This is a genomic window from Mycolicibacterium palauense (genome assembly GCF_002592005.1).
Taxonomy (GTDB): domain Bacteria; phylum Actinomycetota; class Actinomycetes; order Mycobacteriales; family Mycobacteriaceae; genus Mycobacterium; species Mycobacterium palauense.
The window spans coordinates 1-12253 of the sequence record NZ_NVQF01000032.1; the positions used below are offsets into that span (position 1 = coordinate 1).

The 12253-nt window shown below is 70.9% G+C and carries 15 protein-coding genes; 8 read left to right on the forward strand and 7 right to left on the reverse strand.

Annotated features, from left to right (window positions below; translation table 11 throughout):
• Nucleotides 1-121: 121 nt before the first annotated feature.
• Nucleotides 122-604 (reverse strand): SRPBCC family protein, encoded by a 483-nt coding sequence (locus tag CSR00_RS14475; RefSeq protein ID WP_099023110.1) that lies wholly within the window; start codon nt 602-604, stop codon nt 122-124.
• Between the two features lie 136 nt (nt 605-740).
• Here CSR00_RS14475 and CSR00_RS14480 point away from each other — a divergent pair, with 136 nt between their 5' ends.
• From CSR00_RS14480 to mnhG, 6 genes are read left to right on the forward strand one after another with little or no spacing between them, the layout of a single operon-like run.
• Nucleotides 741-3620, forward strand: coding sequence for a Na+/H+ antiporter subunit A (locus CSR00_RS14480; protein WP_099023111.1), 2880 nt, complete (start codon nt 741-743; stop codon nt 3618-3620).
• Nucleotides 3617-4084 carry a Na(+)/H(+) antiporter subunit C gene (locus CSR00_RS14485; protein ID WP_099023112.1) on the forward strand — a complete coding sequence of 156 codons (468 nt, stop codon included), beginning with the start codon at nt 3617-3619 and terminating at the stop codon, nt 4082-4084. The genes CSR00_RS14480 and CSR00_RS14485 overlap by 4 nt, the downstream gene beginning before the upstream one ends.
• Complete coding sequence (locus CSR00_RS14490) at nt 4081-5697, forward strand: Na+/H+ antiporter subunit D (protein ID WP_099023113.1); 1617 nt, start codon at nt 4081-4083, stop codon at nt 5695-5697. The genes CSR00_RS14485 and CSR00_RS14490 overlap by 4 nt, the downstream gene beginning before the upstream one ends.
• Nucleotides 5694-6269 (forward strand): Na+/H+ antiporter subunit E, encoded by a 576-nt coding sequence (locus CSR00_RS14495; RefSeq protein WP_099023114.1) that lies wholly within the window; start codon nt 5694-5696, stop codon nt 6267-6269. Before CSR00_RS14490 ends, CSR00_RS14495 begins: the two co-directional genes overlap by 4 nt.
• Nucleotides 6266-6544: a monovalent cation/H+ antiporter complex subunit F gene (locus tag CSR00_RS14500; protein WP_099023115.1), complete on the forward strand. Its 279-nt coding sequence runs from the start codon at nt 6266-6268 to the stop codon at nt 6542-6544. Before CSR00_RS14495 ends, CSR00_RS14500 begins: the two co-directional genes overlap by 4 nt.
• Nucleotides 6544-6867, forward strand: coding sequence for a monovalent cation/H(+) antiporter subunit G (mnhG, locus tag CSR00_RS14505; protein WP_407662447.1), 324 nt, complete (start codon nt 6544-6546; stop codon nt 6865-6867). Before CSR00_RS14500 ends, mnhG begins: the two co-directional genes overlap by 1 nt.
• A 25-nt stretch (nt 6868-6892) precedes the next feature.
• Here mnhG and CSR00_RS14510 read toward each other — a convergent pair whose 3' ends face one another.
• The 6 genes from CSR00_RS14510 to CSR00_RS14535 are packed head-to-tail and all read right to left on the reverse strand — an operon-like array spanning nt 6893 to nt 10597.
• Complete coding sequence (locus tag CSR00_RS14510; protein ID WP_099023117.1) at nt 6893-7525, reverse strand: LON peptidase substrate-binding domain-containing protein; 633 nt, start codon at nt 7523-7525, stop codon at nt 6893-6895.
• Between the two features lie 2 nt (nt 7526-7527).
• Nucleotides 7528-7890, reverse strand: a complete 363-nt coding sequence (locus CSR00_RS14515) for a hypothetical protein (protein ID WP_099023118.1) — start codon at nt 7888-7890, stop codon at nt 7528-7530.
• A gap of 9 nt (nt 7891-7899) precedes the next feature.
• Nucleotides 7900-9048: a glutamate--cysteine ligase gene (locus CSR00_RS14520; RefSeq protein WP_099023119.1), complete on the reverse strand. Its 1149-nt coding sequence runs from the start codon at nt 9046-9048 to the stop codon at nt 7900-7902.
• Nucleotides 9029-9763, reverse strand: a complete 735-nt coding sequence (sodC, locus tag CSR00_RS14525) for a superoxide dismutase[Cu-Zn] (protein WP_099023120.1) — start codon at nt 9761-9763, stop codon at nt 9029-9031. The genes CSR00_RS14520 and sodC overlap by 20 nt, the downstream gene beginning before the upstream one ends.
• Nucleotides 9764-9772: 9 nt before the next feature.
• Nucleotides 9773-10240: a LytR C-terminal domain-containing protein gene (locus CSR00_RS14530; protein ID WP_099023121.1), complete on the reverse strand. Its 468-nt coding sequence runs from the start codon at nt 10238-10240 to the stop codon at nt 9773-9775.
• A gap of 48 nt (nt 10241-10288) precedes the next feature.
• Nucleotides 10289-10597 carry a nucleoid-associated protein NapA gene (locus CSR00_RS14535; RefSeq protein WP_099023122.1) on the reverse strand — a complete coding sequence of 103 codons (309 nt, stop codon included), beginning with the start codon at nt 10595-10597 and terminating at the stop codon, nt 10289-10291.
• 143 nt (nt 10598-10740) lie between these two features.
• Here CSR00_RS14535 and CSR00_RS14540 point away from each other — a divergent pair, with 143 nt between their 5' ends.
• Complete coding sequence (locus CSR00_RS14540) at nt 10741-11334, forward strand: peptide deformylase (RefSeq protein ID WP_099023123.1); 594 nt, start codon at nt 10741-10743, stop codon at nt 11332-11334.
• Between the two features lie 7 nt (nt 11335-11341).
• Complete coding sequence (locus CSR00_RS14545; RefSeq protein WP_099023124.1) at nt 11342-12250, forward strand: N-acetylglutamate synthase, CG3035 family; 909 nt, start codon at nt 11342-11344, stop codon at nt 12248-12250.
• Nucleotides 12251-12253: the final 3 nt, after the last annotated feature.

Below are 12253 nucleotides of genomic sequence, written 5' to 3' on the forward strand. Positions count from 1 at the left end.
CTACCCACCACACCCGCATCCCGCCCTACCCGCACCGAACGTGCGTGCAGATCGGGGTGAAGCGCCGGGCATCCGACTGAGCGCACACTCGATGCGCCAGGACCGAAGCCCCGTCGACCCGCTACTTCCCCTCGGCCCGCTCCTCGGCCAGGGCGGCGAGGCGGTCCAGGGAGCCGCGCAGCCGCTCGGCGGTGGTGGCCCGGGCCCGCTCCTCGCGCGCGGGGTCGGACAGCTGCGTCCAGTCGTAGGTGTGGGTGACCCGGGTGCGCTGCCCGTCGATCGGGCTGAGCTCCCAGCGCCACAGGTGACCGGGCGGCGCCGCACCGGGTTCGGAGGGCCGCCACGCGATCCGCCGGCCCTCCTCGAACTCCACGACGTGGTTGTCGCGGCGCGCGCCGTTGGTCAGCGTCATCGAGAACACCTCGCCGACGCCGCGCACCCGATGCCCCGTCGGCGCGGCGGCCAGGTTGTCGTTGCCGTCCCAGCGGGGCTGCTGGGACGGGTCGGCGATGAGCTCGAAGACGACGGCGGCGGGGGCGGCGACCTCGCGGCCGGCGGAGACGATCCGCCCGGCGTCATCGGCGCGACCAGGTGACTCTGACATGGCTCTACCGTGCCACGGCGCTCGCGACGACTCGACGAAACCCGCCTCCCCGTAGACTCACTCGCGACCAAGCCAAGATTTCTCGTCCGGAATTTTCGGCTGACACCCCGACCGAAGACCCCCAGATCGGAGTGCCGTGCTCGCCATCCTGCTGGCCCACGCGGTCGCGACGGCGTTGGCGCCCGCACTGGTGCACCGGTGGGGTCGGCGGGCCTTCTATCCATTGGCGCTGGTCCCGCTGGGCTCACTGGTGTGGGTGGCGGCCAACTTCCCGGCCGACCAGTCCGACGACCACCGCGTCACCATCAGCTGGGTGCCGTCGCTGTCGATGGACATCGACCTGCGCTTCGACACCCTCGCGGCGATCATGAGCGTGCTGGTGCTCAGCGTGGGCGCCCTGGTGCTGTTCTACTGCGGGCAGTACTTCCACCACCGCGACGAGCACACCGAACCGCGGCTGCCCAGTTTCGCCGCCGAACTGGTCGCGTTCTCCGGGGCCATGTTCGGTCTGGTGGTCAGCGACAACATGCTGCTGCTCTACGTGTTCTGGGAACTGACGTCGGTGCTGTCGTTCCTGCTCGTCGGCCACTACGCCGAACGGGCCACCAGCCGCCGGGCGGCCACCCAGGCGCTGATGGTCACCACCGCCGGCGGGCTGGCCATGCTGGTCGGGATCGTCATCCTGGGCCAGTACTCGGGCACCTATCTGCTCTCGGCGCTCATCGCGCAGGGTCCGGGCGGCACCGCCATCAACGTCGGGCTGGTGCTCGTGCTGGTCGGCGCGCTGAGCAAGTCGGCCATCATCCCGATGCACTTCTGGCTGCCGGGGGCGATGGCCGCTCCGACCCCGGTCAGCGCCTACCTGCACGCGGCGGCGATGGTCAAGGCCGGGGTCTACCTGATCGCCCGGATGACCCCGGGCTTCGCCGACACCCTGATGTGGCGCCCGGTGATCGTCGGCCTGGGGTTGGCCACCATGCTGCTGGCCGGCTGGCGCGCGATTCGCGAGTACGACCTCAAGCTCATCCTCGCCTTCGGCACGGTCAGCCAGCTCGGCCTGATCACCCTGTTGGTGGGCTCCGGCGGCGCCGACCTGATGCTGGTCGGCCTGGCCATGCTGTTCGCCCACGCCATGTTCAAGGCCGCCCTGTTCATGGTCGTCGGGATCATCGACCACTCCACCGGCACCCGCGACATCCGCCGGCTCGCCTGGCTCGGGCACCGACTGCCCGCGCTGTTCGTCATCGCCGCGGGCGCCGCCGCGAGCATGGCGGCGATCCCGCCGTTCCTGGGGTTCGTCGCCAAGGAGGGCGCCCTGGAGACGCTGTTGCACAGCAGGGCGCTAGGGCCGTTCGGACCGTGGGTGCTGGCCGGGGTCGTCCTCGGCTCGGTGTTCACGACGATCTACAGCCTGCGGTTCCTGTGGGGCGCCTTCGCCCGCAAGGGCCGCAACCAGCCGAGCACCCGGGTGGCCGAGCTGCACCCGCCGACGGTGACCTTCCTGCTGGCGCCCGGGGTGCTGGCCGCCGCGGGCCTGGTGTTCGGTCTGGTGCCCGGGCTGCTGGAGAAGATGCTCGACGCCTACGCCGACTCGGTGCCCGGCGGCTACAAATACCACCTCGCGCTCTGGCACGGCTTCACCCTGCCGCTGCTGCTCTCGGCGCTGGTCCTGGCGGTCGGCATCGGCTCGTTCCTGGCCCGGGGCCGGCTGCGCCGCACCCGGGTGGACTGGCTGCCGCTGGGCAACGCCGACCGCGTGTACGACGCGGCCCTGCGGTATCTGGACTACGCCGCCTTCAAGCTGACCGGCGCCACTCAGCGCGGGTCGATCCCGGCCACCCAGTCGGCGATCCTGCTGACCCTGGTGGCGCTGCCGATGGTGGTGCTCACGCTGGGCGGGCGCAACCGGCCCGAGCTGCGGTTCTGGGAGGGCCCGCTGCAACCCACGGTCGGCCTGCTGATGGTGGGCGGCGCGATCGGGGCGACGATGATGCGCAACCGGCTGGCCGCGGTGCTGCTGGTGGGGGTGACCGGGTACGGCTGCGGCACCATCTTCGCGCTGCACGGCGCCCCCGACCTGGCCCTGACCCAGTTCCTGGTGGAAACCCTGACGCTGGTGATCTTCGTGCTGGTGTTGCGGACGCTGCCCGCCGAGTCCGACGGTGCGGCCATGCGCCAGCACCGGCTGCCGCGGGCGCTGCTGGCCTTCGCGGTCGGCGCGACGGTCTCGACGCTGGGCGCCGTCGCGGTGGCCGCGCGCACCGCCACGCCGCTGGCCGAACTGCTGCCCGACGCCGCCTACTACCGCGGCCACGGCGGCAACACCGTCAACGTCATCCTGGTCGACATCCGCGCCTGGGACACCCTCGGCGAGGTGTCGGTGCTGGTGGTGGCCGCCACCGGGGTGGCCTCCCTGGTGTTCCGGCACCGCCGGTTCGGCGGGGCGCCCCGGATCCCGCTGGCCGCCGGGCAGCCCGACATCGGGCCGGTGCTGGCCGCCAGCCCCTACAGTCCCGCGGTCAGTGACATCACCTGGCTGCGCGGCAGCGACTACCGCGACCCGCGCTACCGCTCGCTGGTGCTGGAGGTCGCGACGCGCATCATCTTCCCGCTGATCATGGTGCTCTCGGCGTACTTCTTCTTCACCGGCCACAACACGCCCGGCGGCGGCTTCGCCGGGGGGCTCACCGCGGGCCTGGCGTTGGTGCTGCGCTACCTGGCCGGGGGGCGCTACGAGCTCGGCGAGACGCTGCCGCTGGACGCCGGCAAGATCCTGGGCGCCGGGCTGGCCCTGTCGGCGGGGACGGCGGTGGCCTCGGTGCTGGTCGGGGCGCCCGCGTTGTCCTCGGCGCTGATCAGCCTCGACCTGCCGGTGCTGGGTCAGCTGAAGTTCATGACCTCGTTGTTCTTCGACCTGGGGGTGTACCTGATCGTGGTCGGCCTGGTACTCGACGTGCTGCGCAGCCTGGGCGCGCGCATCGACGAAGAGATCGCGGCCGGGGCGGTACGCCGATGACAACCTACGTAATGCCGCTGATCATCATCGGCGTACTGACCACCTGCGGGGTCTATCTGCTGCTGGAACGCAACCTGACCCGCATGTTGCTGGGCCTGCTGCTGGTCAGCAACGCGATCAACCTGCTGATCCTCACCGCCGGCGGGCCGTCGGGCAATCCGCCGGTACGGGGCCGCGGCGACGCCGTGGCCGACACCACCGCCGATCCGCTGGCGCAGGCGATGATCCTCACCGCGATCGTGATCACCATGGGGATCGCGGCGTTCGTGTTGGCCCTGACCTACCGGGCCTACCGGCTGACCACCGCCGAGGATGTCTACGACGATCCCGAGGATGCGCGGGTGTCGCAGCAGTCCGAATCCGACGCCGAGGAGAGGGCCATCGGCCAGCCCGAGGTGGTCTCCCCCGACACCGACGCGCCCGACGAACTCGACGCGCTGCCCGGCCACGAGGGCTCCCGGTGAGCGCCGCGCACCTGGGCCAGGTGCTGATCCCGCTGCCGGTGCTGATCTCGATGATCGCCGCCGCGGCGACGCTGATCGCGGGCCGGCGTCCCCGGCTGCAGCGCTACATCGCCCTGGGCGCGCTGGCCGCGGTGTTCGGGGTCAGCGCCGCGCTTCTGGTGGTGGTGGACCGCTACGGCACGATGGCCCTGCAGGTCGGCGGCTGGGGTCCCTCGGTGCCCGGCATGGGTCCGCTGGGCATCACCCTGGTGGCCGACCGGCTCTCGGCGCTGATGCTGGTGGTGTCGACGATCGTGCTGCTGGCGGTGGTGTTCTACGCGATCGGCCAGGGCATCCGCGACGGCGACGACCGCCAGCCGGTGTCGATCTTCCTGCCCACCTATCTGGTGCTCGCGGCGGGCGTGTGCAACGCGTTCCTGGCCGGCGACCTGTTCAACCTGTTCGTCGGTTTCGAGGTGCTGCTGGCCGCCAGCTTCGTGCTGCTGACCATCGGAGCCAGCGAGGAGCGGGTCCGCGCCGGCATCGCCTACGTGATGGTGTCGATGGTGTCGTCGCTGATCTTCCTGCTCGGCATCGCGCTGGTGTACGCGGCCACCGGGACGCTGAACCTGGCCGAGTTGGCGGTGCGCCTCGACGAGGTTCCGCAGGGCACCCGCGGCGCGCTGTTCGCGGTGCTGCTGGTGGCCTTCGGCATCAAGGCGGCCGTGTTCCCGCTGTCGACGTGGCTGCCGGACTCCTACCCCACCGCTCCGGCGCCGGTCACCGCGGTGTTCGCCGGCCTGTTGACCAAGGTCGGTGTCTACGCCATCATCCGCGCGCATTCGCTGCTGTTCCCCAGCGGCGGACTGGATCCGGTGCTGCTGGTGGCGGCGTTGCTGACCATGCTCGTCGGGATCCTGGGCGCGATCGCCCAGAGCGACATCAAACGCCTGCTGTCGTTCACGCTGGTCAGCCACATCGGCTACATGGTGTTCGGGATCGCGCTGTCCAGCCGGCTGGGCATGTCGGGCGCCATCTACTACGTGGCGCACCACATCATCGTGCAGACCACGCTGTTCCTGGTGGTGGGTCTGATCGAGCGTCAGGCCGGGGCCTCGACGCTGCGCCGCCTCGGCGGGCTCGCCGCGGCCAGCCCCATGCTGGCGTTCGTGTTCGTGGTGCCGGCGCTCAACCTCGGCGGCATCCCGCCGTTCTCCGGTTTCATCGGCAAGGTGGCGCTGCTGGAGGCCGGCGGCGCCAACGGCTCGGTGCTGGCGTGGACGCTGGTGGCCGGTTCGGTGCTGACCAGTCTGCTGACCCTCTACGTGGTGGTGCGGGTGTGGACCAAGGCGTTCTGGCGGGCCCGCGCCGACGCCCCCGAGGGGCAGGTGTCGGCCACCCCGGTGGCGCTGCTCGACGACGCGGAGGACATCGCCTACGCCGACCGCGCCGACGTGGGACGCATTCCGTTCGGGATGCTGGCGCCGACGATGGCACTGATCGGCGTGGGGCTGATCCTCACCGTGGCGGCCGGCCCGATCTTCGGCTACAGCGAGCGCGCCGCCGAGCAGATCCTGGACCGCGGCAACTACGTCTCGGCGGTCATCGGCGGTCAGCGGGGTGATGAGGGATGAGCGTGCGTCCCGGCCCCGCCCGCACCCGCCGGGTCACGCTGCGGGCCTGGTCGCTGATCTGGCTGGTGCTCGTCTGGGTGCTGCTGTGGGGCGATGTGTCCTGGGCCAACCTGCTCAGCGGGCTGGGGATCGCACTGCTCATCACGGTGCTGCTGCCGCTGCCGCCGGTGCCCGTGGAGGGGCGGCTGCACCCGCTGTCGCTGCTGCACCTGATCGTGCGGGTGGCCTGGTATCTGGTGCAGTCCAGCGTGCAGATGATGTGGCTGGCGGTCCGGCCGGCGCCGCCGCCGCTGGCGGCGGTGATGCGGGCCAACCTGCACATCAAATCGGACCTGGTGCTGGCGCTGGCGGTCAACATCATCAACCTGATTCCGGGCTCGATCGTGCTGGAGATCGACCAGGTGCGCCGGTTGATCTACGTGCACGTCATCGATGTCGGTTCGGAACGCGCCGTCCGGCAGTTCTACCGGCAGATCGCCAAGGTGGAGCAGCTGCTGGTGGCGACGTTCGAACGGGAGGCCGAGTGGCGTTCGGCCGCCGACCAGGACGAGCAGAGCGGAGGAACCCAATGAGCGTCGTGTGGATCATCGCGGGCGTGCTGCTGATCGCCGCTGCCGCCACCACGATGTTCCGGTTGCTGGCCGGGCCGAGCACCCTGGACCGCCTGGTGGCACTGGACACGCTGATCGCGGTGACGATGTGCGCGATCGGCACGTGGGCGGCGTTCAGCCTCGACACGACGGTCACCTACAGCCTGGCCGCGCTGGCGTTGATCAGCTTCGTCGGGTCGGTCAGCATCGCCCGGTTCCGGGTGCCCGACGAACGGCGGGAGCGTGGGCGGCCGTGATGGTCTCGGAGGTGTTGTGCGCGGTGCTGATCCTGGCGGGCTCGGTGCTGGCGCTGACCGCGGCCATCGGCGTCGTCCGCTTCCCCGACACGCTGTCGCGGATGCACTCGGCCACCAAGCCGCAGGTGCTCGGTCTGCTGCTGGTGCTCGCCGGGGCCGCAATCCGGCTGCGTGGCCACGCCGATGTCGGGATGCTCATCCTGACCGGCCTGTTCACCCTGATCACCGCCCCGGTGGTGGCCCAGCGGGTCGGTCAGCTGGCCTACCGGGAGAACCTGCGCAGGGACCGCCTGACCGTCGACGAGATGGACGACCGGGACTGAACAATCCGCGGGCCGGTTCCGGTGATCAGTTCGTGCCGAGCTGGAACTCGACCATGGCGGTGACGGTCTCCACCGCCTCGCGCAGGGCCACCAGCCGGTCCGCCGGCGACGGCGCGGCCAGCACCGCGTAGCGGTCCGCGCTGCCCATCGGCAGCCGGGACGCCAGGCGGTACAGGTAGCGGCCGGTGTCGTCGGCGACCGCGGGAGCCAGCAGCTCGTCGCGGGGCGGCAGCGCCATCTCGCGTGCCGAGGCGATCCGCTCGAACAACGCCCAGATGTCGTCCTCCACCGAGCGCAGCTCGTCGGCCGCGACGGGGCCGGGGGTGTCGGGCCACTCCTCGGTCCGCGCCCGGGGGTAGGGGTCGTCGGGCAGCCATTCCACGACACGGATGCGTTCGCCCAGCAGGCATCTCAGCCGGTACCGGCCGCCGCCGAGCTCCTGGTGCTCGGCGATGTGGGCCAGCACGCCCACGTCGCAGCGCATGTCACCGCCGCCGACCTCACGGCCCTGGGCGATCAGCACCACGCCGAACGCGCGGTCGCCGTCGGCCAGGCAGTCGGCGACCAGCGCCGAATACCGCGGCTCGAAGACCCGCAGCGGCAGTTCGTCGCCGGGCAGCACCGCGCTCTCCAGCGGGAACATGGGGCGTACCGGCACGGTTACCGCGGGCTCCCGATGACGGCGTCGGCCACCTTGGTGGTGGGCCCGGCGAAGGTGCACATCATGTCCGCCAGCCCGATCCACAGTTCGGGATTCATGGCCACGAGCTGGTTCTCCTCGCTGATCGCGTCGATCACCGCCCGCTTCTGCACGTCGTTGAACGTCTTGTACTCGCTGCAGGTGGAGTCCGCTCCCGGGGCCGCGGACCCGCCCGGGGAGGTCGAGGACTCCGATTCCAGCGGCACACCGGCGTAGGCCGGGTCGGCCTGCGGGGTTCCCGGGACGGTCTTGGCGCAGCCCACCATCGTGGCCGCGACGACGGCAAGCATCGTCAGGAACAGCGGTATGCGATGCGTGCTCACCGTTCCAGACTAGAGGTCGAGTTCGTCGATCAGTGCGTCCACCACCGCACGCAGGTCTCCGTCGTGTTCCTCGGCCACCCGCCGCTGGCGTTGATAGGAGGCGCCGCGCCGCGGGATGTCGGCGACGGCGGCAAGTTCGTCGGTGCAGTCCAGGAGCCGCGCAACGGGTTCCAGCCGGGTCAGCAGATCGTCGAGGTCGTCGGTGACCAGCCGCTCGTTGCTGTCGGCGTCGAGGATGATCACGGCGTCCAGGCCGTAGCGGGCCGCGCGCCACTTGTTCTCCTGGACGTGCCAGGGCGGCATGATGGGCAGCGTCTCCCCGGCGTCGAGGCGGTGGTCGAGGTCGACGACCAGGCAGTGGGTCAGCGCCACGAGCGCCGAGAGCTCCCGCAGGTTGGACACCCCGTCGAAGACCCGGATCTCGATGGTGCCCAGGTGCGGCGAGGGCCGGATGTCCCAGCGGACCTCGTTGATGTGGTCGATGATGCCGGTCTTCTTCTGGTCGTGGACGAAGCCCTCGAACTCCGACCAGGTCTGGAACTGGAACGGCAGCCCGGCCGTGGGCAGCTGCTGGAACATCATGGCCCGGTTGCTGGCGTAGCCGGTGTCCTCGCCGGCCCACCACGGGGAGGACGCCGAGAGCGCCAGCAGGTGCGGGTACTGGTTGAGCAGCGAGGAGATGATCGGCATCACCTTCTGCGCCGAGGACACCCCGACGTGCACGTGCACTCCCCAGATCAGCATCTGCCGGCCCCACCACTGGGTCCGCTTGATCAGCTCGGCGTAGCGGGGAGCGTCGGTGAGTTTCTGCGTCGACCACTGCGCGAACGGGTGGGTGCCCGCGCAGAACAGCTCCATGCCGCGGGCGCCGACGACGTCGCGGACGGTGCGCAGGGTGGCGCGCAGATCCGCCATGGCCTCGGCGGTGGTGTCGCACACGCCGGTGACGATCTCGACGGTGTTGCGCAGCAGTTCCTTGTGGATGTGCGGGTTCTCGCCGAGTTCGGCGATCACCGCGGCCGCCTCGTTCGACAGGTCCCGGGTGTCGGCGTCGACGAGGGCGAACTCCCACTCGACGCCCAGGGTCGGCCGCGGCGAGCCGGCGAAGTCGATGCGCGCCGGCCCGTCCGGGACGGCGTTAGGAGCCGCTGATGACACCGCAGGCGACTCGCGAACCGGCGTCACCGGTGGCCAGGGTGCTCTGGTCGGGCCCCGGCGTGCCGTTGACCTGGTTGTAGCGTTCCTCGGGGATGTTGGCGAAGTTGTCCGGGCCGGAGTGGATCATGATCGCCGTCCCGTTGCCGGCCTGCAGATCCTCTTCGGTGAACCGGTCGGTTTCGGTGACCAGCATGCCCGAGCCGTCCTCGCGCACCAGCAGCGGCGGCAGCTGTCCGCTCATCGCCGCGCCGCTGGCCTGCGTCCCGGGCGCGTTCCAGTGCCCACCGGCGGACAGGAAGTTCCCCGGGGCACCGCCGTCGGGGGCCACCGAGTTGGCCTCGCACTTGCCGACGGTGTGGATGTGCATGCCGTGGAAGCCGGGTTCGAGCTTGCCGGGGCCGGTCGTCTCGACGGTGACGGTGGCGTAGCTCTCCGAGAACTCGAAGGTCGCGGTGGCCACCTGCTGACCGCTGGGGTTCATCATCGGAACCTCCAGCGTGCCGCTCTCGCTGACCTGGGTTTCCTGCCCGGTCTCCTCGGTGCCCTCCATGCCCTCGGCGGGCTCCGGTGCGGGCGAACCGGTCCAGATCGCCGGCGTGGTTCCGGGTGTCGTCGCCGGCACCTGCCCGGGCGGGGCACAGGCACTGAGCAGCGCGACGGGCGTGGCGAAAAGGGCGGTGACGGTGACGGCGCGGAGCGTGGCAGCGGAGACCATGCGCAGAGCTTATCCCGTGACGACCACGATCACGCCCGGTGGTTGCTCAGCCACCGGCGGAATGCGCGGTTCCACCGGGGCGTCGAGGATGCGGCCCACCTCCTCGGCGGCCTGCTGCTCACCCTCGGCGCCGCCGAAATACACCGTGGTGACCGGGACGTCGGGCAACACGAGGTTGCCGGTCTCGGTGACGTTCCAGCCCTGATCACGCAGGACGTTGGCGGTCCGTTCGGCCGCGCCGGCCACCTCCGAGATGTTGAACACGCGAACCTCGGCCTGGGGGGCCGGTTCCTCGGAGGTCGTCGTCGTGGTGGTGGTCGTGGTGACCGTGGTCGCGGCGTTGTCCTCGTCGGAGTCACCGCCGCCGCCGCCCATGGCCTGGAACGCGACCAGCAGGAAGACCACACCGAGGAACAGCAGCACCATCACCATGGCGCGCAGGGGAAGCCCGGAGGAGTCGGGGACGCGCTCGTTCATCGCGCCTACCCTAGCCGCGGCCCGGCCCGATGGAAAAAACCGCCGGGATCAGGTGACCTCGAACCCGAGTCGCCGTGCCGCACGGGCCTTCTGCCTGCTCGCCCGCAACCGGCGCAGCCGCTTGACCAGCATCGGGTCGGCGGCCAGGGCCTCGGGCCGGTCGACGAGCGCGTTGAGAACCTGGTAGTACCGCGTAGCCGACAACCCGAAGAGCTCCTTGATGGCCTCTTCCTTGGCGCCGGCGTACTTCCACCATTGCCGTTCGAACGCCAAGATGTCGTGCTCGCGGCGGGTCAGACCATCGGTGAGCTCGGCGTCGTCCCCCGTCCGCTCAGCCCTTGCTGCGCCGCCGTCCATATCGCTCCCTCGGCCTCCTGGCCCGCATGATCGAAAATGACATCCGTGTACTTCGCGCGGTGTTCCGGCGAACATTCAATCACGGACAGCCTTGTTGGGACGGCACCCGACACCGCGCGTCGGCTGACTTAAGCTTGCCGACCATGGCAGTGCGACCAATCGTGATCGTGGGCGACCCCGTCTTGCACAATCCGACCCAGCCGGTGGCGGTCAACGACGACGGCACCCTCCCGGCCGACGTCGTCGAATTGATCGACGACATGTTCGAGACGATGGACGCCGCGTACGGGGTCGGCTTGGCCGCCAACCAGATCGGCGTACCGCTGCGGGTCTTCGTCTACGACTGCGCCGACGAGAAGGGCATGACCACCCGCCACCGTGGCGTCGTGGTCAATCCGGTGCTGGAGACCTCCGACGTCCCCGAGACCATGCCCGACCCCGACAACGACGACGAGGGTTGTCTGTCGGTGCCGGGCGAGTCCTTCCCGACCGGGCGCGCCGGCTGGGCGCGGGTGACCGGACTCGACGGCGAGGGCAAACCGGTGACCCTGGAGGGTCACGATCTGTTCGCCCGGATGCTGCAGCACGAGACGGGCCACCTGGACGGCTTCCTCTATCTGGACCGGCTGATCGGACGGCACGCCCGCGCCGCCAAGCGCGCGGTGAAGTCGCACGGCTGGGGGGTGCCCGGCCTGTCGTGGACGCCGGGCGAGGGCCCGGATCCGTTCGGGCACTGAGCCGCTGATGCCCAGGCCGGAGCTGCCACGCCCGGGCACCCGGGTGTCGATCCGCTACCGCCTCGCCGGCGGTGGGCTCACCGACGTGATCGGGCACCTGGAATCGGTGTCGCCCGCGGTGGCGGTGCGGACGAAGTCCGACGGCGTCGTCGAGATGGCGCCCGAGCAGATCGTCGCGGCGCGCGAACTGCCCTATGCCGCGGTGCGGACCTCCGAGATCCGCAACCTCGAGCACGCTGCGGCCCTGGCCTGGCCCGGAGTCGAACAGCAGTGGATCGGCGGCTGGCTGGCCCGGTTCGGCCACGGCGTCACCAGCCGGGCGAATTCCGCCGTGCCGCTGGACTTCTCCGCCAACCTGACCGCGGTACCCGCGATCGCCGACTTCTACCGCGCCCGCGGCCTGCAGCCGTGGCTGGCGCTCCCGGATCGGGTGGTGCCGGTGCGGGTACCGGGCACCACACCGACCCGGGTGATGGTCGCCGACCTCGCCGACATCCGCGCGGGCTCCGCCACCGGGGTGTCGTCGTCCCCGACGCCCGACGCGGGATGGCTGCAGACCTACGAGCGCAATGTGCCGCTGGACGTGCTGACGGCGGTGGTCGACGGCGCGGTGTCCTTCGCCACCGTGCCCGGGGCCGCGGTGGGCCGCGGGGCGGTCACCACGGCACCCGACGGCACCGCGTGGCTGGGGATCTCGGCGGTGCGGGTGGCCGCCGCGCACCGGCGGCGCGGGCATGCCCGCGCGGTCTGTGCGGCACTGGCGGACTGGGGCCGCGCCCGGGGCGCGAGCCGCGTGTACGTCCAGGTGCTCACCGACAACGAGCCGGCCATCACGCTCTACCACGAGATGGGCTTCCGGCTGCACCACGGCCAGCGGTACCTCGATGCCCACACTCTGCTGCCGCCTACGATCTAACCC

Coding starts and splice junctions, on each gene's coding strand:
- CSR00_RS14475 (WP_099023110.1), bottom strand. CDS start 604: ATGTCAGAGTCACCTGGTCGCGCCGATGACGCCGGGCGGATCGTCTCC.
- CSR00_RS14485 (WP_099023112.1), top strand. CDS start 3,617: ATGACAACCTACGTAATGCCGCTGATCATCATCGGCGTACTGACCACC.
- CSR00_RS14495 (WP_099023114.1), top strand. CDS start 5,694: ATGAGCGTGCGTCCCGGCCCCGCCCGCACCCGCCGGGTCACGCTGCGG.
- CSR00_RS14500 (WP_099023115.1), top strand. CDS start 6,266: ATGAGCGTCGTGTGGATCATCGCGGGCGTGCTGCTGATCGCCGCTGCC.
- mnhG (WP_407662447.1), top strand. CDS start 6,544: ATGGTCTCGGAGGTGTTGTGCGCGGTGCTGATCCTGGCGGGCTCGGTG.
- sodC (WP_099023120.1), bottom strand. CDS start 9,763: ATGGTCTCCGCTGCCACGCTCCGCGCCGTCACCGTCACCGCCCTTTTC.
- CSR00_RS14530 (WP_099023121.1), bottom strand. CDS start 10,240: ATGAACGAGCGCGTCCCCGACTCCTCCGGGCTTCCCCTGCGCGCCATG.
- CSR00_RS14535 (WP_099023122.1), bottom strand. CDS start 10,597: ATGGACGGCGGCGCAGCAAGGGCTGAGCGGACGGGGGACGACGCCGAG.
- CSR00_RS14540 (WP_099023123.1), top strand. CDS start 10,741: ATGGCAGTGCGACCAATCGTGATCGTGGGCGACCCCGTCTTGCACAAT.
- CSR00_RS14545 (WP_099023124.1), top strand. CDS start 11,342: ATGCCCAGGCCGGAGCTGCCACGCCCGGGCACCCGGGTGTCGATCCGC.